General features: G+C 66.0%; 17 protein-coding genes and 1 pseudogene. 6 read left to right on the top strand and 12 right to left on the bottom strand.

Annotated features, from left to right (window positions below; genetic code table 11):
* From ACT6UX_RS24250 to ACT6UX_RS24220, 7 genes and pseudogenes are all read right to left on the bottom strand, one after another.
* Window positions 1-434 (bottom strand): annotated as a pseudogene (locus ACT6UX_RS24250) (hypothetical protein); the annotation flags it as partial.
* A gap of 9 nt (window positions 435-443) precedes the next feature.
* Window positions 444-920, bottom strand: coding sequence for a copper chaperone PCu(A)C (locus tag ACT6UX_RS24245; RefSeq protein WP_444777723.1), 477 nt, complete (start codon window positions 918-920; stop codon window positions 444-446).
* A gap of 67 nt (window positions 921-987) precedes the next feature.
* Window positions 988-3066 carry a TonB-dependent receptor family protein gene (locus tag ACT6UX_RS24240; RefSeq protein ID WP_444777722.1) on the bottom strand — a complete coding sequence of 693 codons (2079 nt, stop codon included), beginning with the start codon at window positions 3064-3066 and terminating at the stop codon, window positions 988-990.
* 69 nt (window positions 3067-3135) lie between these two features.
* Window positions 3136-3528, bottom strand: a complete 393-nt coding sequence (locus tag ACT6UX_RS24235) for a DUF2946 family protein (RefSeq protein WP_444777721.1) — start codon at window positions 3526-3528, stop codon at window positions 3136-3138.
* A gap of 102 nt (window positions 3529-3630) precedes the next feature.
* On the bottom strand, window positions 3631-4101 hold the full coding sequence (locus ACT6UX_RS24230; RefSeq protein ID WP_444777720.1) for a copper uptake system-associated protein: 471 nt from the start codon (window positions 4099-4101) through the stop codon (window positions 3631-3633).
* Window positions 4101-6221 carry a TonB-dependent receptor gene (locus tag ACT6UX_RS24225; protein WP_444777719.1) on the bottom strand — a complete coding sequence of 707 codons (2121 nt, stop codon included), beginning with the start codon at window positions 6219-6221 and terminating at the stop codon, window positions 4101-4103. The genes ACT6UX_RS24230 and ACT6UX_RS24225 overlap by 1 nt, the downstream gene beginning before the upstream one ends.
* Before the next feature lie 61 nt (window positions 6222-6282).
* Complete coding sequence (locus ACT6UX_RS24220; protein ID WP_444777718.1) at window positions 6283-6720, bottom strand: hypothetical protein; 438 nt, start codon at window positions 6718-6720, stop codon at window positions 6283-6285.
* Between the two features lie 139 nt (window positions 6721-6859).
* On the opposite strand from ACT6UX_RS24220, the gene ACT6UX_RS24215 reads away from it, so the two are divergent.
* Complete coding sequence (locus tag ACT6UX_RS24215; RefSeq protein ID WP_444777717.1) at window positions 6860-7855, top strand: helix-turn-helix transcriptional regulator; 996 nt, start codon at window positions 6860-6862, stop codon at window positions 7853-7855.
* Between the two features lie 60 nt (window positions 7856-7915).
* Here the strand turns inward: ACT6UX_RS24215 and ACT6UX_RS24210 are convergent, their stop codons facing one another.
* From ACT6UX_RS24210 to ACT6UX_RS24200, 3 genes are all read right to left on the bottom strand, one after another.
* Entirely contained in the window at window positions 7916-8767 is an 852-nt protein-coding gene (locus ACT6UX_RS24210) for a DJ-1/PfpI family protein (protein WP_444777726.1), read from the bottom strand.
* 19 nt (window positions 8768-8786) lie between these two features.
* On the bottom strand, window positions 8787-10958 hold the full coding sequence (locus ACT6UX_RS24205; protein WP_444777716.1) for a TonB-dependent siderophore receptor: 2172 nt from the start codon (window positions 10956-10958) through the stop codon (window positions 8787-8789).
* Between the two features lie 312 nt (window positions 10959-11270).
* Window positions 11271-11663 (bottom strand): DUF2946 family protein, encoded by a 393-nt coding sequence (locus ACT6UX_RS24200; protein WP_444777715.1) that lies wholly within the window; start codon window positions 11661-11663, stop codon window positions 11271-11273.
* A 107-nt stretch (window positions 11664-11770) separates the two neighbouring features.
* Between ACT6UX_RS24200 and ACT6UX_RS24195 the strand changes: the two genes are divergently transcribed.
* Window positions 11771-13906, top strand: coding sequence for a TonB-dependent receptor (locus ACT6UX_RS24195; RefSeq protein ID WP_444777714.1), 2136 nt, complete (start codon window positions 11771-11773; stop codon window positions 13904-13906).
* Here ACT6UX_RS24195 and ACT6UX_RS24190 read toward each other — a convergent pair.
* Window positions 13884-14273, bottom strand: a complete 390-nt coding sequence (locus ACT6UX_RS24190) for a hypothetical protein (protein WP_444777713.1) — start codon at window positions 14271-14273, stop codon at window positions 13884-13886. The two genes, ACT6UX_RS24195 and ACT6UX_RS24190, sit on opposite strands and share 23 nt — an antisense overlap.
* Before the next feature lie 21 nt (window positions 14274-14294).
* Between ACT6UX_RS24190 and ACT6UX_RS24185 the strand changes: the two genes are divergently transcribed.
* Window positions 14295-15197: a DUF4743 domain-containing protein gene (locus ACT6UX_RS24185; protein ID WP_444777712.1), complete on the top strand. Its 903-nt coding sequence runs from the start codon at window positions 14295-14297 to the stop codon at window positions 15195-15197.
* Here ACT6UX_RS24185 and ACT6UX_RS24180 read toward each other — a convergent pair.
* The gene (locus tag ACT6UX_RS24180) at window positions 15181-16161 is read right to left on the bottom strand and encodes a Bug family tripartite tricarboxylate transporter substrate binding protein (RefSeq protein ID WP_444777711.1); all 981 of its coding nucleotides are present in this window, start codon (window positions 16159-16161) and stop codon (window positions 15181-15183) included. The two genes, ACT6UX_RS24185 and ACT6UX_RS24180, sit on opposite strands and share 17 nt — an antisense overlap.
* 112 nt (window positions 16162-16273) lie before the next feature.
* On the opposite strand from ACT6UX_RS24180, the gene ACT6UX_RS24175 reads away from it, so the two are divergent.
* The 3 genes from ACT6UX_RS24175 to ACT6UX_RS24165 are packed head-to-tail and all read left to right on the top strand — an operon-like array spanning window position 16274 to window position 20528.
* Window positions 16274-17701, top strand: coding sequence for a tetratricopeptide repeat protein (locus tag ACT6UX_RS24175; RefSeq protein WP_444777710.1), 1428 nt, complete (start codon window positions 16274-16276; stop codon window positions 17699-17701).
* Complete coding sequence (locus tag ACT6UX_RS24170) at window positions 17698-19104, top strand: amidase (protein WP_444777709.1); 1407 nt, start codon at window positions 17698-17700, stop codon at window positions 19102-19104. Before ACT6UX_RS24175 ends, ACT6UX_RS24170 begins: the two co-directional genes overlap by 4 nt.
* A 2-nt stretch (window positions 19105-19106) precedes the next feature.
* The gene (locus tag ACT6UX_RS24165; RefSeq protein ID WP_444777708.1) at window positions 19107-20528 is read left to right on the top strand and encodes an amidase; all 1422 of its coding nucleotides are present in this window, start codon (window positions 19107-19109) and stop codon (window positions 20526-20528) included.
* The last annotated feature ends 14 nt before the right edge of the window (window positions 20529-20542 follow it).

Raw genomic sequence — 20542 nt, 5'->3', positions numbered from 1 at the left:
GGCTTGCGCTGCACCGGCTTCGGCACCGGCGGCTTGGGCTTGGGCTCGACCTTCTTCTCCGGTGGCGGAAACTCCGGCGGCGGCGGTTCGTCGGGCGGCGGCAGCTCGACCTTGGCCAGCGGGAACTCCGGCGGCGGCAGGTCGGGCGGCGGCGGCTCGACGATGGTCGCCAGCTCCGGCGGCGGCGGCTTCAGGTCGACCGGCGGCGGCGGCTCCGAATCCTCGATCTCGATCTGGGCCGGCTCCTCGGCCGTCACCATCCGCACCTCCATCGGCGCGATGTCGCCCACCACCAGCTTCACCGGCTCGACCTGCGTCAGCGCCCAGCCGCCACCGACATGGAAGAAGATCACCAGCGCGAGGATCCCCCGACGCGCCGCGGTCGAGAGCGGGTCCGCGAGTGCGCCGGGTGGTGTTGAACGGTCGAGCCGCACGACGGGCCTCTATCGCATCTGGTGCCCGGCGCCGGCAGCGCCCATGGCCTCGACCTTGAAGTCCACGTCGATGCTTCCCGCCTTCTCGAAGACGAGCGTCACCGGAACCTTTGCGTCCTTCGCGAGCGGCGCCTTCAGCTCCATGAACATGATGTGATAGCCGCCAGGCTTCAGCGTCACCGTCGCCCCCGCGGGGATCTCAAGCCCCTTCTCGAGCTCGCGCATGCGCATGACCTGACCGTCCATCTTCATTTCATGGATCTCGACCTTGAGCGATGCCGGGCTGCGGGCGGCGATGAGACGGTCCGCCGTCGTGCCCTTGTTGGTGATCGTCACGAAGCCGCCACCGCTTTTGGCAGTGGCCGCCGTCGCGCGGGTCCACGGGGTCGCGATCTCCAGCGAGCCCAGCTTGTAGTCGTGAGCCGACGCGGGTGCTGCCCAGGCCAGAGCGAGCAGCGCGCAGATTGCAATTCGACGTCCGATCATCCGATTTCTCCTGTTGATGAATTCTTGCCGTAGAGCGGCGGGTCTGCGTGAGTGACAGCGCTCCAGATCAGAATCGCGCCTGGATTCCGGCGTAGACCGACGCCCCGCTGCCCGGGTTGTAGAGCTGGCTCGCCGCCGTGGCGGCGTTGATCACGCCGACGTTCGACACGTACATCTGGTTCGTCAGATTGCGGGCATCGACGAAGAACTCGAGCCCCTTGAAGCCCGTGTACCCGGCCTTGACGCCCAGCAGTGCGTAGGGCGACGTCATGAAGGCGGGGTTGTTGACGTTGTCGACGTAGTAGCCCTGCGGCACCCACTCAACGTTGGGACTGATATAGAAACCGCCCGGCGTGGCGTAGCGCGCCTCCGCCTGGATGTAATAGGGCGGCGCGCCCGGCAGCTGGTTGTTGCCGTAGGTCGGATTGTTGTCGAAGCGGTAGTCGCCGACAGTCAGCGCCATGCGGCCTGTCAGCCGATCACCCTTTTCGCCCTGCCAGGCCGTGCCGTTCAACCCGAGTTCGATGCCCTGATGGATCGCGTTCGGGATGTTGATGGCGATGGCCGAACCGCCGAAGCCCGGCACGACAAGCAGCTGCAGCTCGTTTTTCACCCAGGACCGGTAGATCGAAAGATCCCAGCCGAACTGGCCACCGATCGTGCCGCGCGTGCCGATTTCCGCGGTCCACGAGGTCTGCGGTGCGAGCGGTGCGAAGCCGGGCGCGACGCTCGGGTTCAGTTCCGCCCAAGCCGGCGGCTCCGAGGCCCGCGAGACGTTTGCGAAGAACTGCAGGCCCGGACGCGGCTCCCAGAGCGCGCCGATCTTCGGATTCACTTCGAAATACGCCGCCGATCCCGAATCGTTGCCGTTGGCCAGATAGTTGTCGATCAGCACACGGGTCTGCCAGTTGAGCTGCAGGCCGGTCACGACCGAGACTTCGGGGGTCACGTAGAACCAGTTCTCGCCATAGACCTCAACGCTGGTCGAATTCTCGGTGTTATCGTTGGTCAACGCACCGGGCACGCCGAAGCGATTGGCGAACTGCTTGTTACGGTTCGTTCCCGCGAAGTAGTTCACGCCAAGCACGAAGTCGTTGCGATGCCCCGCCACCGAGCGGCTGCCCTTGTACTGGCCCGTCAACCCCCAATCGAGAAGGTTGTTGTCGATCACCGCGAAGGTGAGCGGATGGAACAGGTACTTCGACTTCACGAAGCCCTGCAGGGTGAGCGCGTCCTCGCCGATGTCGATGACGGTGGTGTTGGCGAAGCGGAACGAATCGATGTCGCGCCGGGTATTCTGCAGCACGTTGGCGAGCGGGCCCTGCTGCGGGTCGGTCAGGTATTGCTGCTGGGTCAGCGAGCCGGGAATCTGGTTCCGGATCTGGTTGCCCGACAGGAAGAAGCGCGTTTCAGCGTTCGCGCCGATCTGCACGCCCACATTGCCATTCACCCTCTGCAGGCTCTGGTTGGTCTGCTGGCGAAAGCCGTTGCCGCTCAGGTTGGTGAAGGACAGCCAGGCGTCCCACGGTCCCTCGCTGAAGCCGGCCGCGGCCTGCTCGCCGAAGGTCTGATAGCTGCCGCCGTAGAAGCGCGCGGCGTAGCCCGGGTTGCTGCGGCCAGTGGGCGAAACGAAGTTGATCGCACCGCCCAGGGTCGCCGCGCCGTAGCGCAGCGCGTTGGCGCCCTTGTAGACCTCGATATACTGCTGGGCGAGCGGATCGATCTCCTGGAAATCCCCGCTGCCGTCGGCCTGGTTGATGGGCGACCCGTCCTGCAGGAGACGGATGCCGCGCAGGTGGAAGTTGCGCGACAGGCCGGACCCGCGGATGACGAGTTTGGAATCCTCCTGGCCATACTTGCTCTGCGCCCAGACGCCGGGCGTGTATTCGAGCATGTCCTTCATGGTGGTGGCACGACCGTCGAGATAGCGCGTCGCCGGCACGACTTCGACGCCGCCGGGCGTCTTGTTGATCTGCTCCTCGGCCTGTTTGGCCGAGGGTACGGTGAGCGACGCCGAGGGCGCGGTCACTGTAATGGCCGGCATGGCGGGCGCCTGATTCTGCGCCACTTCCTCGGCACGAAGGATTGCGGGCACGAAGACGAGCCCGAAGGAGGCGACGACGGTCGCCCGAAGAGTCGAAGACATGATGCTTCCCTGAATGACTGACACGAAACAGCGCGCACGCCGCGGGCGTGCACGTTGCAGGACGGTAGGTCAGACGTTCGGAAGCGGAGGCGCTCGAGGCTGGTTCGGCCCGTCGCGGATGGCACCGGTCGAAGGATGATGATGCGCAATGTGGATGCGCTGCGCCGTCTCCCTGATCTCGACGTCGATCGAGATGCCAGAAGGCAGCGCCTGCGCCTGGGCGTGGGCCAGTCCGAAGCAGCAATCGTGGACCCTGGCATTCGCCGAGCCACGGTGGTCAGCCTCGCTCTTGTCTCCGCGCGGCTGGCAGAGACTGCCCCAAAGGGCGGCAGCAGCCTCGAAGCTCCCCATCCGCAGCATGACCGCATGGGCCAGCGGCTGAAAAACGGCGAGCGTGACCGCAAACAGCGCGACCGTCAGCGCGAGCGAACGCAAGCGTGAAAATGGCTGCTTCGCGACCATGGTGAATCTTAGGCGCGCGACGCCCGAAGCTCAAGTATTTGCAGTTGCCCCAAGCGCGACATAATTGCGGGCAGCGGCCGCGCCGCCCGGCGGTGGATGCGATCAATGCCTCTGCGGGTTTGCCGGCGTGTGAGCTTCGCCGCTCATCTCCACGAGTTCACCGAAAGTAGCAAAGCGTGCGACGCGCTGCGGGTCGATCCTGGCTTCTGCGGCAGCCATCGCCGCGGACAACCGGTCTGCCTGTGCCTGGGACAAGCCCAGACGCTGCAACGTCGAGACATCCTTCAGGGCATCGCCGCCGCAGGCAACGATGGCCCAATGGCCATCATTCTCGCGAAGGAAGGCGCGACCTGCCAGGTCGCCCTGTAACCATCCGACGAGAGCCGCTTTTCCCTCGACGACAATCGGATCGAGCAACAGGCGCGAGTCGGGCTTCTCGAACGTGCTGGAGAGCAAACGGCTAATCGCCGCCGCCGAGTCGCCAGGCGCCGCTGAGGGCGATGTCTGAGACCAGGACCCGCCCGACGGCAGTAGCGCCGCCAGGGACGCCAGCAGGGCGAGGATCACCCGCATCAGAACTTCGCCTTCAGACCGGCGAAGATGCTGAATGGCGTGCCTTGGAGCGGTGGATTGAGACCCGAATTGTCTGCGATGTAATATTGATTGAACAGGTTCTGGACGTTCACGAACACCTCGGCCTTGCCTTGGAAGTTGTACCCCGCCGAGAGGTCGGTCACGGTGAAACTGTTGAGCGGCAGTGTATTGTCATTGTCGCCCCACGACTGTCCGATCCAGCGGAACCGCGCCATGGCACGCCAGCCCCGCGGATCGCTGTACGACAGCGTCGCCGCCGCCTGCTGCGTCGGAATGCCGGCCTGCTGGCGGCCGATGCTGAGGGGATCGTACTGATTCTCGACGATCTTGGAACTGACCGTCGTATAGTTGGCTTCGGCCTTCCAACCCGGCGCGATCTGCCAGCCGATCTGCGCCTCGATGCCCTGCACGACGGCCTTGCCGGCGTTGATCTGCTGCGTGCCGAAGAAGAAGCCGGGCGGAAGCTGCCCAAAGCCGAGGTTGCGAGTCGTGATGAGATTGCTGACCTGTTGATAGTACGCAGTGAACTGGCCGGTTACAGGCCCCCAGTTGACGTCGAATCCGGCCTCGAAGCCCCACAGCCTCTCGGGCGTGAGTTGGGCGTTGGGCAGAAAGATGCCAAAGGGCACGCTGAAGGAACGATAGAGGTTGTCGAGTGTCGGCGCGCGGAAGGCGGTATAGCCGGCACCGCGCACGCTGACGTTCGGCGTGACGTTCCACTGCATCGACAGGCGTGGATCGAAGCTGGTCGCCGCCGTGCTCGACACCAAGCCCGCTCCACCCGGAGCGCCGTCGTAGCCATCATAGTTCAGGAAGGTCTGCAGACGGCCGCTCATGAGGACCTGGAAGTCCTTGACCGGAGAGACGTCGACCTGGGCGAAGGCTCCGATGAACTGCTGCTTTCCACCGCCGGAATACTGCTGCGTGAGGGCGCCCGTCTGGTTGAAGATCAGGGCAGTGTCCGTACCCGAGATCCACTGGAAGTCCGCACCGACGCTGATCAGCCGAATCACATCGCTGACGCGGGTCGACAGCTGGAGCGAGCCGCCGGTACTGAAGACCGGCGTGGTATGCTCGTTTTGCAGGTACGCGGCCTGGCCCGTCTGGAAGCTGAACGGCGTCGCCGCGTTGTTGGTCAGGAACCGGCTCTGCTCGTGGAAAGCCGTCACCGTGAGATCGTAGTCGCCGAACTTCTTCGTCAGGGAGCCTGCAAGGTCGTAGATCTGCTGATTGTTGGTCTGTACCGGGATCATCAACACCTGATTGTTGCTGTGCACGTTCACGCGAAGATTGGCCGTCAGGGTGGGGTCTGGGTTGATATAGACCGAAGCCTGCCCGTTCAGGGCATTGAACGAAGTCGGTACGTAGATCGGTCCATAGGCGGGCTGGATCTGGTTGAATCCGGCCGTGCCCCAGGCGTCGAAATTGGCCCGCATCGACACGCTGTCGGAGAGAACGAAATCGGCGAAGCCGTCGCCGCGATAGGTGCCATAACTGCCGCCGCCGCCCGACGCGCCGACCGACGCCTTGACCGACTTGCTGGGCTTGCGCGTCACGATGTTGATCACCCCGCCCATCGCGTAGTTGCCCCAGAGGGAGGCGCCGGCGCCACGGACGACCTCAACGCGCTCGATGTTCTCCATGGGCACGCGGTTCCATTGCACGTAGCCAAAGAACGGATCGTTGATCGGAATGCCGTCGAGCATGACGAGGGCGCGCACGACGTGATGGCCGCCGCCCAGGCCGCGCATGGAAATGAAGTTCGCCGTCGGATGGACCTGGTAGCTTGCCGTCAGGGGCAGGTTGATGCCGGGTACGGTGCGCAGCACGTCATCGAGCGATTGTGCGGGCACCTGCTCGATCTCCGTCTTGTCGACGACGGTGACGCTCATCGGCTGATCGGCCAGCGTTCGCTCGCTACGCGTGGCACTGACCACGACGGGCGCCAGCCTGAGTTCCGTGCCCGCGCCTGTCGCTCCGGGGGCAGCTGGCATGGCCGGCGACTGCACCGGGCCGGGGGCGGTCTGGGCGCGAGCAATGGTCGGAACGAACGCGAGGCTGGCTAGGGCGACCGCTGTCGCCTTGAGAATCGTGGACATGATGTCTTCCTTCGAATGAGACGACGAGACGCGGCGAGAGGCCGACCGCGCCGGTTCGGGTTCAGACGAGGAAAGGAGGGGCGCGGGGCTGGCGGGGATCGCCGCGGATGCTCGACGACGCGACGGAGTGAGGTGCGACGGGCTTGCTCGATCTCGCGAGGAAGCGGTCGACGCGTGGGCCGACCCCGCCGTGATCGACCAGCATCCAGGTGTTCGGGACGCCGAGACAGCACTCATGAGCCTTGCCGGCGGACGGTGCCGGCATGCCGGTGTCCGCATCCGTCTTCCCCATGGCCTGACAGAGGACCGGCCAAAGCGCTTGCGCCGCGAGTCCATCGGCTGCGATCTCGTCGCTCCACGCGACCCGCATCGAGACGGCATGCACGAGCGGCAGTAAGGCATTGAGCGTGATGGCGAACAGCGCCGCAAAAAGCGCAATCGGCCGCCCGGTCGAAGGAATCCGGTTCGGCACGGCCTTGCAGGTGCTGAGAGCGGTCATCCGCAGTGTTGGAGGAGAAGCGCGCGCATCGAGGATGGCGCACTAGACCATGGCATTGCGACGGCGCTCCAGCGCACAGGCGATTGAGAGTCCGCCAAAGGTGTTTGAGCAGGTGCCATCCGAGGCTTAGAGTACGGCCATGGGTTTGCCTCCGTCCGCGAACGAGTCCCACGCCTCAAAGATTCGGCATGAGGATCTCGTCGCGTTCTCCCGGCTGGTCGGCAACGACTATCGGGCGATGGGTGCGGCGCTCGACGCGACGGCGACGATGGTCGCAGGCAAATTCAACCTGCGCGAAGTGCGGGCTGGACTTCTCGTCCACGCCTCCGACGCCCGGTATGAACACACCGTGACGACACAGATGGAGAAGAACCAGAGCCTCAACTTCTCGATTGTCCTCAGTGGCGGATGGCAGGCGACGCTTGGGGGGACATCGCTCGCCAGCGGCGCCGGACCGAGTGCCACCACCTTCGTGCTGTCGGAACCGGATCTCTGGCAGAAGCATGCGGTTCGAGGAGGTCACGCGCGCATGGTCAACGTGATGGCATCGCCAGAATGGCTGGAAGCAAGCATCCTCGACGGCAGCGGAGCGGATAGCGTTTCGATGGCATCGCTCACGCGCCGGCACAGGCTGCACGCCCATTGGCGCCCGTCGGCGAGGCTCGTGGGATTGGCCGACCGGGTCCTCGGCACACCGCTCTACGCCGCTGGACTGCAGAAGCTCTATCTCGAAAGTCGCGCTATCGACATCGTCCTGGAATCCCTCTCCCTATTGGTCGAATCGCGCTACCCGGCCGGGAGCAGCGGTCGTCCGGGCGACCACCGGCGGATGTGGGCGGTGCGCGAAAGGCTGGACCACGCAACGCACGAGACGCCGTCGCTCTCCGAACTCGCGCGTGAGGCAAGCGTGAGCACGCGCACGCTGCAACGCCAGTTTGCCGCGGTGCACGGCATCGCCATCTTCGAGTACGTGAGGTCGCGTCGGCTCGACCGGTCGCGGCGCCTGCTGGAGCGCGAGGGCATCAGCGTCGCGCAGGCCGCTTATGAAGCCGGTTACTCGAGCGCGGCCAACTTCGCCACGGCCTTCAGGCGCCGGTTTGGCCTCTCTCCCCGCCAGGCCCGCGACGGCGTCTGACGAAGACGGCGGCACTTCGCTCCCTGCCCGCGGGAACCGCCTGCCCCAGACGTCACGGCATCACCGGCGCCCGAACCTGGCGAACGCAGTTCGCCCCGCCTTCTCCGCATCGGCAACGAAACCGGTGAACATGCCTTCGATCAGCATCCTGACCTCCGCGGGTGCGCGTTGGGGCGTGCCTGCCGAATAGGGAGGTTTGGGATCGTACTCGGCGATGAGCTGGACGCCTTCCGCGTACTGACGGTCCCGCAAATGCCCCACCATAGTGAGGCCGAAATCGATGCCCGCCGTCACCCCCCCGCCCGTGATCCTGTTGCGATCAACGACGACCCTCCCCTCCGCAGGCGTCGCGCCGAAGATGGGCAACAGCGCCTTGGTGGCCCAGTGGGACGTCGCCTCGTATCCCTCAAGCAGTCCGGCCGCCCCCAGGAGCAGCGAGCCGGTGCAGACCGACGTGACGTACTTCGCCCGGCTCCCGCGATCCTTCAGGAAGAGCATCGTCGCATCGTCTTGCATCGCCGCGAGCGTGCCCTGCGAGCCGCCGGGCACGCAGACGATGTCCAGGTGACTCGGGCATTCGTCGAAGGTCATGGAGGGCACGACGGCAAGTCCGGTGTCGCTCTGCACCGGGTCTCTCGTCTTGGCGACCAGATGGACCTTTGCGCCCATCAGGCTCGTCAGCATGTGATGCGGACCGACCATGTCGAGCGCGGTGAATTGCGGATAGATCAGGAAAGCGATCTGCTCAGATCCCATCCAGTGGGCGGGCATGGACGACATGTCGTGAGGCGACCCGTTTGCGGCTCCGGCCGGCGGCTCGCCGCCGCCCGTCTGTTGCGCCAGGAGATCTCCTGGCGAATGAGCGACCGCCGCGGCAACGGCGGCCGCGGCGGAGAATTGACGGCGTGTCATAGGCATGGCGGACCTCCCGTTAGAACTTGAAGGCCACCTGGCCATAGATCGACAGCGGGGCTCCGGGTGCGACCTGGCCGCCGAGCCAGCTGTACGGAACGAAATACTGGTTGTTCGTCAGGTTCTTGGCCGACACGACGGCCCGGATTTTCTCGTTCTCGTATCCGATCTTGGCATCGATCGTATAGTAGCCGGTGGTCTGCCAGAGATTGGCCGCATCCACATACTGGTTGGAGGCGGCGTAGATACCCGCCCCCAGGCTGAGTCCCCGCACCACGCTCTCGTCGAACTGGTAGTTCAGCCAGAAGCGACCGGAGTGTTCCGGGACGAAGGGCAGCCGATAGCCGGCCGGAATACCGGGCCCGGCGGAGTCGGTGAAGAAGGCATTCGTGTAGCCGTAGCTCGCCAGCACGCTCCAGTTCCGGTTGGGCTGGTAGAGGAAGTCGGCTTCGAAACCGCGAGACGTCTGCTGGGAGAGGGTAGCGGAAACGGCGGTCAGCCGGACCGGAACGTTCGTGCGCTCGATCTGGAAGAGCGCCATGGTGCCGGTGAGAGTATCGTTGATGTTGAGCTTCACCCCCGCCTCGTACTGCGTGGAAAACTCGGGGGCCGGCTGGGCGAAGGTCTGCGAGAACGGCACCCACTTCATACCTTGGGAGTAGCTGCCGTATAGGGACAGCCCCTTGACCAGATCGACGACGATGCCGGCGCGGGGAAGCAGCCGGGTCGCTTGGGTCACGCGCGTCACCATGGCACCGGTGGCGAACTCGTTGTAGGTGATGTCGATCGACGCCAGGCGGGCGCCGGCCAGAACATGGAAGCGGTCGTTGATCGTCGACTGCAGCTGAGCGTAGAAGCCCGTCGTCAGATACGTGTTGTTGAAGTTGAAGAACGAAACGCCTTCCCCGCGTCCCGGCACCGGGAAGGTGTAGGGCGTCGTGAACGACGGGTTCTGCAGGTTCACGAGGGAGGGCGTGCAGCCGAACCCGATGAGAAAGCAGAAGTTGCCGTTCGTGTCGACGTTCATGAACCCCCAGTCGGTGACGCGGCTGAAGTCGCCACCGATCAGCAGCGTGTTCTTCGTCGACTCCGTCGAGAACTTCGCCTGAACCGTCGGATTGATGCTGATCTCCTGCTGCTGGTCGTACACCTCGATGTTGTTGACGTCGAATGTCGACGGCGGGAACAACGGGGTGCCCCCGGTGCCCGTGGCATCGAGGAAGGCGCTTTGGGAGTTCTGCTGCATCTCCGACCTGCTCCACCGCGCCTTGACGTTGACCGACCAGACATCGTCGATGCGATGGTCCAGGGTTCCGGTCACGCCATACATCTTCGAGTAGCTCGGCATGATGTTGGGATCACCGAAATACAAGTTCCGGTTGACAGTGTAGTCTCCAGTGACCGTGCCGCTGACCGGCAAGCCGGGATATGCCTGCTGGTAGGCCTGCGATACGAAGCCCTGCAGCGTCAGGGTCGTGTCCGTCTTGTTGGTCAGCGTAAGCGTCGGGTTGACGCTGAAGCGGCGGGAATTCAGGACGTCGATGAAGCTGCTGCTCCCGGTGTACTCGGAGGTGAGCCGAAACAGCACCGTCTTCTCGTCGTTCAGGGGCTGGTTCACGTCGACGTAGGGGTTGGCGTACCAGTAGCTGCCGAACGTCGTGCCGAATTGATACTTCGCCGTGTCGGTCGGCATCTTCGAGACGACGTTGAGCACCCCGCCGACCGGTGCGCCGGCGCCGCCGCCGTAGACGACCGCGCTGGGTCCCTTCAGGACCTCGACGCGCTCGACATTCACCAGCCCGTCGCGGTCGCCCGCGATGAAAAGGTTGCCGGCAAAGCCGTCGGTCCAGAGTTCCGCGCCGAACCCCCTGATCTTCACTGGGGTCTGCTCGACATTGCCGATCATCCGTGTGTCGACGGGCTGCACGTTGCTGGCGTTCCGGACCGCGTCGCTGAGCGTTATCGAGAGCTGGCTGTCGATCAGGGAACGCGTGATGACGTTGATGTTCTGGGGCAGCTGTTCGATCGGCGTCGACGTCCTGGTGGATGATTTGGCCGTCAGAGCGCGAAATCCCTGGACCGGGCCAGCCGTCGTGTTTTCCACCGGAACCCCGGTTCCCTGCACGAGCACCGGCGGAAACTCGACGGGAGCAGCCGGGGGGCTGCCGCCTGTCTGCGCAAAGGCCGGCATCGAGAGGATCATCAGGCCAGGCGCAAGAAGAGGATGAGCCGAGAAAATGAAGTGGCGTCTCAGAGAGCGCCTCATCGCGCTACGGGGCATGGGAGTTCACCTTGAATTGGATTGATGTATGAGCCGCACGGGCTTGCGCCTGGCAGTGCGGAAACATGATCGGAATGGCTGGGAGGGTGACCATCGGACAGACGGAGGGTCTCACCGGGACGATCGGTGATCGCCCTCAGGATCGCCGGCATGGGCACTTCCCCGAAGGACTGATGCGACACATCACGCACGCCATTGGGCGCCCGCGTTGCCGGAATGGAGTCAGTCGTTCAGAAGTGGGGGAGCTCGAGGCTGATTGGGTCCGTCGCGAATGGCGCCGGTCGAGGGATGATGGTGCGCCGGCGGGACGCGCGGCGCCGCCTCAGTGACCTCGACTTCGGTCGATGCGCCGGACGGCAGCGCCTGCGCCGGTGCATGGGCCAGTCCGAAGCAGCAATCGTGGACCTTTGCATTCGCCGGCCCCTCTGACTCACCCTCGCCCTTGTTGGCATTGGGCTGGCAGAGAGCGCCCCACAGGGCCGTGGCCCCCTCCAAGCCTCCTGTCCGCAGCATGACCGCGTGGGAAAGGGGCTGGAAGATTGCGAGGGTGATTGCGAACAGCGCCGCCGTCAGCGCCATCGAGCGCAAACGTGAAGGCGGCTGTTTGGCAATCATGTCAAAGTTTAGGCAGGTCCCTGACCAAACTCAAGGCAGCAAGCCGACGGCCGCGCTCGATCGCCTGCATTGCGGCACTGGCACAAAATATGCAGAATTTCAAAATAATGCATACGAAGTCTTCCCCACTATGGGCCGTGCTCCTGTTCTGGCCTGCCATCGGGGTCGCACAGACCACAGACCAGCCGCCGCCCCTGGCGCCCGGACAGGGACCGTCCAGCCCTGCCTCGCCAAACCCGACGGCGCAGGGCTACACCGGCGCCTCGACCGCGCTCCCCGCCATCACCGTCACCGCGCCGCGCGCACTGGAAGCCGAGCCGACCGATTCGGCCAGCGAGCGCCGCGTGTCGGGCGAGACGCTGAACACGCGGCCCATCTCGCGCCCTGGCGAGATGCTGGAGGCGGTACCCGGCCTGATCGTCTCCCAGCACAGCGGCGAGGGCAAAGCCAACCAGTACTTCCTGCGCGGCATGAACCTGGACCACGGCACCGACCTCGCTATCTGGCTGGACGGCATGCCGATCAACATGCGGACGCACGGGCATGGGCAAGGCTATGCCGACCTGAACTTCCTGATCCCCGAACTGGTCGATCAGATGATCATCAAGAAGGGCCCCTACTATGCCGAGGAAAGCGATTTTGCCTCGGCAGGCTCGCTGCGCCTCTCCTACGCCAACCGGCTGGAGAATGCCGTGGTCCTGTCGACCGGCGGCAGCTTCGGCTACTGGCGGGCGCTGGCCGCGGGCTCGATGGCGGCCGGCTACGGCACACTGACCGCAGCCGGCGAAATCGTGACCTACAACGGACCCTGGCAGGTCGGGGACGACCTGAAGAAGTTCAACGGCTTCCTGCGCTACGCCGAGGGCGACACCGCCAACGGCCTCGCGATCACCGCGCTTGCCTACACGAATTCCTGGCACTCGACCGACCAGATTCCGGCCCGCGCCGTGGCCGACGGCAGCCTCGGACGTTATGGCGCCGTCGACCAGACCGACGGCGGCGACGCGCAGCGCTATTCGCTGTCGATGCGCTGGAGCCGCAGCGACGAGCGCACCGCCTCGAAAGTCGAGGCCTACGGCATCTACTCGACACTGAACCTCTACAACAACTTCACTTATTTCCTCGACGACCCGGTGAACGGCGACCAGTTCCAGCAGACCGACAAGCGCATGATCCTGGGCCTCAACGCCAGCCATCTCATGCGCCATTCGTTGGCAGGCTTCGCCTCGGAGACGACAGTCGGCACGCAGATCCGCTTCGACAATATCGGCGTCGGCCTGTTCAACACCCAGCAGCGGACGCCGTTCAACACGGTACGCTACGATCAGGTGACCGAGACCAGCGTCGCGATCTACGCCAAGAACACACTGCAATGGACCGACTGGCTGCGCTCGATCCTCGGCGTCCGCGGAGACTGGTTCACCGGCTCCGTCGCCTCCGACACGGCGGCGAACTCCGGCAACGTCTCGGCCTTCCTCGCCAGCCCCAAGGCCAGCCTCATCTTCGGCCCGTTCGACAGGACCGAGTTCTTCGTGAATGCAGGCCTCGGCTATCACAGCAACGACCTGCGCGGCGCCACCATCACGGTCGATCCCAATGACAAGACCACGCCGGTCGCCTCGGTGCCGCTGCTGGTGCGCTCGCGCGGCGCCGAGGTCGGCGTGCGGACGCAGGCGATCAGGGGGCTCGATTCCGCTCTCGCCCTGTTCGTGCTCGATTTCGATTCCGAGCTCCTGTTCGTGGGCGATGCGGGCACGACCGAGGCCAGCCGCCCCAGCCGCCGCATCGGCGTCGAATGGACCAACCAGTACCGGCCGGTGCCGTGGGCGCTGCTCGATCTCGACCTCGCCTACACCCAGGCACGCTTCACCAACTCAGACCCGGCTGGCGACTTCATCCCGGGCGCACCCTCCTTCATCGCCTCGGCCGGCATCACGCTCGGCGCCGACACAGGCTGGTTCGGCGCGGTGCGCTGGCGCTATTTCGGGGTCCGCCCGCTGGTCGAGGATGGAAGCGTGACCTCCGATCCGACATCGATCATCAATGCGCGGCTGGGCTACGTGTTCGAGAGCGGGCTGAAGCTGCAGGTCGATGCCTTCAACCTGCTGAACACGCAGGCCAGCCAGATCGACTACTACTACACGTCGCGCCTGCCCAACGAAGGGCCCGACGGCGTGGCCGATCGCCACTTCCATCCGGTCGAACCGCTGGCCGTGCGCTTCACGATGGCCAAGGCTTTCTGACCAGCGTCGCCGTGGCATGCAGGATCGGCTCGACCACGGCGTGGCTGAACAGCCAAGTCTCGGCGTGGACCTGGTCGCCGTCCCGCCGGATCACCCGCGACAGCGAGATCGCGTCGGCAGCCTGCGCGGGCCGCAGCACGGTCGCGTTGAGGTGCGACACGCGCGTGTCGAAGCCCGCGGCGGCGCGCAACGACGTGTCGACCAGCGACAGCAAAGCCGCTGTCGTCCACTCGGCCCCGGCTGGCGGTGAGAAACGCAGGCGTATGTCCTGATCCTGGCATTCCTCGACGAACACGTCATGCCGGTCGGCGGCGGGCAGCGCGGCTTCGAGCCGCGCCTGAAGTTCCTCTTCGGTCATCGCCGCCACCCTATGCTATCTCCCGCCTCCATGTCCTTCCTCGATCACATCCGCCGGTGCAACAACGCCGACCTCAGCCAGTTCGAGCCATGGTTCGTAGGCGCGCACCGGGCAGGCTTCGTCCATCGCGGCTTTGCGGCGGATATCCTGCAGGCGTCCGGCCTGTTCGAGCGAAGCCGGGACGTCTGGCACCTCGATCCACGCCTCGACACACCGGAGAAGCGCACCGCGGAGGTCCATGCCTTCCTGCTGGGCCTGCGCGCGGGCGGCCATTTCAACCGCCTGTGGCGCGAGGAGCGATATGCCGTGGCGCCGGCGGAGGGCACACCCTTCCTGATGGCGATGGAACGATCGGCCGTTCCGTGGTTCGGCGTGCGCGCGGGCGGTCCGCACATGACGGGCTACGTGCGCCGCGCCGACGGGCTGCACATCTGGGTGCCACGCCGCTCCTACGAGAAGCCGACCTTTCCCGGCCAGCTCGACAATACGGTGGCCGGCGGCCAGCCGGCAGGCCTCGGCCTCCACGAGAACCTGGTCAAGGAATGCGGCGAGGAGGCCTCGATCCCGCCCGAGCTTGCGCGGCAGGCCAAGGCGGTGAGTGTCGTCGGTTACTGGAACCAGTCGGGCCAGCAGTTGAAGCCCGACGTGATGACCTGCTTCGATCTCGAGCTGCCGCCGGACTTCACGCCGCGCGCCAACGATGGCGAGGTCCATTCATTCGATCTGTGGCCGGTGCAGCGGGTGTTCGAGACGGTGCGCGATACGGTCGAGTTCAAGTACAACTGCAATCTGGTGCTGATCGACTTCTTCGTGCGCCACGGCCTGCTGTCGGCCGACGACCCCGATTTCATCCCGATCGCCGCCGGCCTGCGGAGGCTGTCCCCTCCCCGAAGGGACGACGACGTGCGCAGTGCGCTCACGCCGGTGGCGTGATCTTCGCCTCCTGGATGACCTTGCGCCACTTCGCCGTCTCGGCGGCGAGGCGCTTGCCGTAGTCGGCGGCGCTGCCCCCCACCAGGACGAAACCGAGGTCGACCAGCTTCTTCGAGGTCGCGGGATCGGCGAGCAGTTCGTTGAAGGCAGCATTCAGCTTCGCGATGACCGGGTCGGGTGTGCCGCCGGTCGCCATGACGCCGAAGAACACCGCGCCCGTCAGGTCGGCCGGCAGGCCGGCCTCGGCCACGGTCGGCACGTCGGGCAGCATCGGCACCCGCTTGGCCGCTGCAACGACCAGGCCGCGCAGCCGTCCGTCCTTCACCGCGAGGCCGCTCGGCAGCAGCGTGTCGGAGAACAGCATCACATGGCCGCCCAGCACGTCCTTCAGCGCGTCGGCGCTGCCTTTGTACCCGACATGATCGAGCTTGATGCCGGTTGCGATCTTGAGTTGCTCGCCCCAGAGATGCGGCATGCTGGCGTTGCCGGCCGAGGCATAGGGGATCGGCGAGGTCTGTGCCTTCGCCCAGGTGAGGAATTCGGCAATCGTCTTGTAGGGGGCCTTCGGATTGCAGGCGAGCAGCAGCGGCATGTCGACGTAGCTGCAGACCGGCGCCAATTCCTTGAGCGGATCGTAGGGCAGCTTCAGGCCGAACGAGGTGTTCGTCGCCACCGGCGCCGGTGCGAGCAGGAGCGTGTAGCCGTCGGGCTTGGCCTTGGCGACGATCTCGGTGCCGATGATCGTGCCGCCGCCCGGCTTGTTGTCGACTAGCACCTGCTGGCCGAGCTTGTTCGTCAGATACTCCGCCGCGATACGCGCCGACGTGTCGGTCGCGCCACCCGGAGCGTAGGGCACGACGAAGCGGATCGGCTTGTCGGGGAAGGTCTCGGCCCTTGCGATCGACGGCGCGAGGCCCGTGAGCGTAAGGGCTGCGGCAGAGCCGAGCAGATGGCGGCGCTTCATTTTATTCCTCCCGGGATGTCTTCTCATCGTTCTTGGTTGCGGAGTATCTGCGACAGAACGAAGAAGAGCCAGCCTCTCGACCAGTCGAGGTACGGCATGCGAAGCTGCATGCGTGCAAATTCGCGAGGACCGGGTGGCCAAGGACGGGCAAGGGTTGGAACTGGGCAATGCCGACGAGGGTGCGGTCGCCGCGCTCGATTTCGTCAGTCAGGAATGGCTGGGCTTCGGCAAGCGATTCGCCGACTTCATCGCTGCCGCCGACGCAGAAGAGAAATGCCCGATGCTGCCGCTGGTCGCGGCCAGCCTCTTCCTCTCGATGTACTCGCCGGAAGGTCATGCCGCCGCGACGCGCCACCTCGCGCGCGCTCAGCAGATGACGGCAGGCGCGAGCCCTCGCGAGTTCGCGTGGCTCGGCGCCATCGAATTCTGGGTCGAAGGCGACACCGATCGCAGCCTGCAACAGTTCCGCAGGATCGTGGCCGAATGGCCGCGCGACCTGCTGGCCGGCAAGCTGGCGCAACTGCTGGCCTTCAACCGCGGCGAGGCCGAGACGCTGCTCGATGTCGGCGAGAAACTGCTCGCCGCCAATCCGGACAATCGTTTCGTGTGGGGCATGTATGCGTTCGGCCTAGAGGAGTGCAATCGCCTCGACGAGGCCGAGGCCGCGGCGCGCAAGGGGCTGGCGCTCGACCGCAACGATCCTTGGGCCCATCACGCCATCGCCCATTGCCTCGAAGCACGCGGCCACATGGTGGAGGGCGTCGCCTTCCTCAATTCGATGTCCGACACCTGGAGCGACTGCAATTCGTTCATGCAGACGCACAACTGGTGGCATCTTGCGCTCTTCCTGATCGACCTCGACCGCACCGAGGAGGCGCTGGCGCTCCACGACGAGCGCGTCTGGGGCGTGTGGAAGGAATTCTGCGAGGACCAGGCCAACGCCGTCTCGCTGCTGGCGCGGCTCGAGCTGCGCGGCGTCGATGTCGGGGGGCGCTGGGCAGACCTCGCGACCTACCTGAAGCCACGCCTGCACGAGCACCTCTCCGCCTTCCACGACGTCCACTATCTCTACGGGCTGGCGCGGGCCGGCGAGCGCAGCGCCGTCATCGAGATGCTGGCGAGCCTTGAAGATCGCGCCGCGCGTGCGAAACCCTTCGAGCGCGAGCTCTGGGCCGATTGCGTGGTGCCGCTGGCGCACGGACTGGCCGCCCACGCCGCGGGCGACATGCCGGCAGCCGCGCGCCTGATGGGTCAGGCGATGCCGCACCTGCGCTGCCTCGGCGGCTCGATCGCGCAGCGCGCTTTGTTCGGCGCCATCCATCTCGATGCGCTGAGCCGCGCCGGCTGGAACGATGCGGCGCTGGCGATCCTGCAGGCGGACGAGCACGAACGGCCCGGCGTGGCCTCGACCAAGCGCGCGCTGGCCGCGCTCTATCACCGGATCGGACGCACCGAACAGGCGCTCGCCGCCGAATACCAGGCCGAACAGCTCGCCCGCCACTATCGCGAAGCGGCGAACCGGACGGGAGAAGCGGCATGACGACGGATCTCACACAGGCGAGTGCCGACGAACTCGGCAAACTATACCGCAAGGGCAAGGCCTCCCCGGTCGAGACGATGAAGGCCGTGCTGGCGCGCGCCGAGCGCCTCGCGCCGACGATCAACGCGCTCTGCCATGTCGATACGAAGTCTGCTCTGGCCGCGGCACGCGCCTCGGAGAAGCGCTGGAAGAAAGGCGAGCCGCTCTCGCCGCTCGACGGTGTGCCGGTCTCGGTCAAGGAATTGGTGAGGGTGAAGGGCTGGCCCGCCTCGATGGGCAGCAAGCTCACCGACAAGGCGCCGGCCGATGCCGATGCGCCGGCGGTGGCGCGGCTGCGCGAGGCCGGCGCCCTCGTCTTCGCGCAGAGCACCAGCTCGGAATACGGCCACAAGGGCGTGACCGATTCGCCGCTGCACGGAATCACGCGCAATCCCTGGAACACGGCCATGACGCCGGGTGGATCCTCGGGTGGCGCCGGTGCCGCGGTCGCGGCCGGTCTGGGGCCGATCGCCATCGGCACCGACGGCGGCGGCTCGGTGCGTATCCCCGCGAGCTTCAGCGGGCTGATCGGCCTCAAGGCCACGTTCGGCCGCGTCCCGGCCTGGCCGCCGTCGATGACCGGAGACCTGTCGAATACCGGCCCGATGGCGCGGACCGCGCTCGACGCCGCGCTGATGATGAACGCCATCGCCCGGCCCGATCCGCGCGACGGCTACGCCCTGCCCCCGGACGACACCGACTACACCAGGAAGCTCACCAGGCTGCCGAAGAAACTGAAGATCGGCTTCGCGCTGCGTTTCGGCGACCATCCGCTCGACATCGAGGTCGCCGCGATGGTGACCAGGGCCGCCCGCGACTTCGAGGCGCTGGGCTGCACGGTCGAGGAGGTCGAGCCGCCCTTCTCCGTCGCCGAGGCAAGCCGCGCCTTCGTGATCAACTGGCTGTCGGCGCTGCAGCGCCTGCTGCAGGTCTTCCCCGAGGCGCGCCACGGCGAGTTCGATCCCAACCTGCTGGCCGGCGCGAAGGCGGGCCTGCGCTACAGCCTGCAGGACGTGGTGAACGCGCAGGTGACGCGGCGCGACCTCACCCTCGCCTGGAACCTGTTCTTCACGCAGTACGACCTGCTGCTCACGCCCACCGTCGCGGTGCAGCCTTTCGAGGCCGGCACCAACCTGCCGCCCGGCCCCGACGGCAAGCCGAACTTCATGTGGTCGCCCTACACGCCGCAGTTCAACCTGACGCGCCATCCCGCGGCGACGGTGCCGTGCGGCGTGTCGCGGCAGGGGCTGCCGGTCGGCCTGCAGATTGCTTCGGCACACTACAAGGACGCGCTGGTGCTGCGCGCCGCCGCCGCCTTTGCCGAAGCCCATCCGTTGAAATTTCCCGTCCTTCCGGAGAACTGAGAATGACTGCCGACCTTGCCATGATGCCGGCCCACGAGCTGGTGAAACTGTACAAGACCCGCAAGGCCTCGCCGGTCGAGGCGACCAAGGCGGCGCTGGCGCGCATCGATGCGTTCAACGGCCAGCTCAACGCTTTCCAGCACCTCGATCCCGACACCGCGATGCGCCAGGCGCGCGCCTCGGAAAAGCGTTGGAAGAAGGGCGGCAAGCGGCTGTCCGACATCGACGGCGTGCCGATCACCATCAAGGACATGGTCCTGACCAAGGGCATGCCGACGCGCATGGGCAGCCTGGCCACCGATCCCGACGGTCCCTTCAACGTCGATGCGCCGGTGGCGCAGCGCCTGCGCGAGGCCGGCACGGTGCTGCTCGGCAAAACGACATCGCCGGAATATGGCTGGAAGGGCGTCACCGATTCCAAGCTTTACGGCGCCACGCACAATCCCTGGAAGATCGGCCGCACGCCCGGTGGTTCGTCGGGCGGCGGCACGGCGGCCGAGGCCGTCGGCATGGGCAACCTCGCCATCGGCACCGACGGCGCGGGCTCGGTCCGCATCCCCTGCTCCTTCTCCGGCATCTTCGGCCTGAAGCCAACGCAGGCGCGCGTGCCGCTGTGGCCGGTCTCGGCGCAGGGCACGCTCTCGCACATCGGCCCGATGACTCGCACGGTGCGCGATGCGGCAATGATGATGAACGTCATCGCCCGCCCCGATCCGCGCGATCCCTACGGCCGGCCCGACGATGCCGAAGATTATCTCAAGGGCTTCGACAAGGGCGTGAAGGGCCTGCGCATCGCCTATTCCCCCACCCTCGGTTTCGTCGAACGCGACAAGATCGACCGCGACGTGGCGGTGGCGGTCGAGCAGGCGGTCAAGGTGTTCAAGACCCTGGGCGCCAGGATCGTCGAGGATTCGCCCGACTTCATGGGCATGGATCCGCGCAAGGTGCTGAACGCCCACTGGCAATCGAACGTCGCCCTGCTGCTCAACAATTTCAGCCCCGAGAAGCGCGAGCTGATGGATCCGGGCCTGGTGAAGGCCGCCGAATACGGCGCCAATCTCGGTCAGGAAGCGGTCGTCTCCGCCATCCACCAGCGCCAGACGATCTCGGCGATCATGAACCAGTTCATGGCCAAGTACGACCTGCTGCTGACCCCGACCATGCCGATGACCGCCTTCGCGGTGAACGAGAATGCGGCGTGGGGCGGCGACGGCGTCGACATCGGCTGGACTCCGTTCACGCTCACCTTCAACCTGACGCGCCAGCCGGCCGCCACCATCCCCTGCGGCCTCGACCGCGAGGGTATGCCGATCGGCTTGCAGATCGTCAGCGGCCACGCCAAGGACGCGCTGGTCCTGCGCGCCGCCGCCGCCTACGAGCGCGTCCGCCCGATCCCCGCCCCGCCTATGGCGCATCAGATCTGACGGAGCTGAATCGC

Source organism: Reyranella sp. (assembly GCF_052439685.1).
GTDB lineage: Bacteria > Pseudomonadota > Alphaproteobacteria > Reyranellales > Reyranellaceae > Reyranella.
Note: the sequence above shows the minus strand (reverse complement) of the source record. Positions and strands in the feature narration are given on the sequence as shown.

Coding starts and splice junctions, on each gene's coding strand:
- ACT6UX_RS24210 (WP_444777726.1), bottom strand. CDS start 8,767: ATGACACGCCGTCAATTCTCCGCCGCGGCCGCCGTTGCCGCGGCGGTC.
- ACT6UX_RS24170 (WP_444777709.1), top strand. CDS start 17,698: ATGACGACGGATCTCACACAGGCGAGTGCCGACGAACTCGGCAAACTA.
- ACT6UX_RS24245 (WP_444777723.1), bottom strand. CDS start 920: ATGATCGGACGTCGAATTGCAATCTGCGCGCTGCTCGCTCTGGCCTGG.
- ACT6UX_RS24225 (WP_444777719.1), bottom strand. CDS start 6,221: ATGTCCACGATTCTCAAGGCGACAGCGGTCGCCCTAGCCAGCCTCGCG.
- ACT6UX_RS24195 (WP_444777714.1), top strand. CDS start 11,771: ATGCATACGAAGTCTTCCCCACTATGGGCCGTGCTCCTGTTCTGGCCT.
- ACT6UX_RS24235 (WP_444777721.1), bottom strand. CDS start 3,528: ATGGTCGCGAAGCAGCCATTTTCACGCTTGCGTTCGCTCGCGCTGACG.
- ACT6UX_RS24230 (WP_444777720.1), bottom strand. CDS start 4,101: ATGCGGGTGATCCTCGCCCTGCTGGCGTCCCTGGCGGCGCTACTGCCG.
- ACT6UX_RS24185 (WP_444777712.1), top strand. CDS start 14,295: ATGTCCTTCCTCGATCACATCCGCCGGTGCAACAACGCCGACCTCAGC.
- ACT6UX_RS24180 (WP_444777711.1), bottom strand. CDS start 16,161: ATGAAGCGCCGCCATCTGCTCGGCTCTGCCGCAGCCCTTACGCTCACG.
- ACT6UX_RS24205 (WP_444777716.1), bottom strand. CDS start 10,958: ATGCCGGCCTTTGCGCAGACAGGCGGCAGCCCCCCGGCTGCTCCCGTC.
- ACT6UX_RS24240 (WP_444777722.1), bottom strand. CDS start 3,066: ATGTCTTCGACTCTTCGGGCGACCGTCGTCGCCTCCTTCGGGCTCGTC.
- ACT6UX_RS24220 (WP_444777718.1), bottom strand. CDS start 6,720: ATGACCGCTCTCAGCACCTGCAAGGCCGTGCCGAACCGGATTCCTTCG.
- ACT6UX_RS24165 (WP_444777708.1), top strand. CDS start 19,107: ATGACTGCCGACCTTGCCATGATGCCGGCCCACGAGCTGGTGAAACTG.
- ACT6UX_RS24215 (WP_444777717.1), top strand. CDS start 6,860: ATGGGTTTGCCTCCGTCCGCGAACGAGTCCCACGCCTCAAAGATTCGG.
- ACT6UX_RS24200 (WP_444777715.1), bottom strand. CDS start 11,663: ATGATTGCCAAACAGCCGCCTTCACGTTTGCGCTCGATGGCGCTGACG.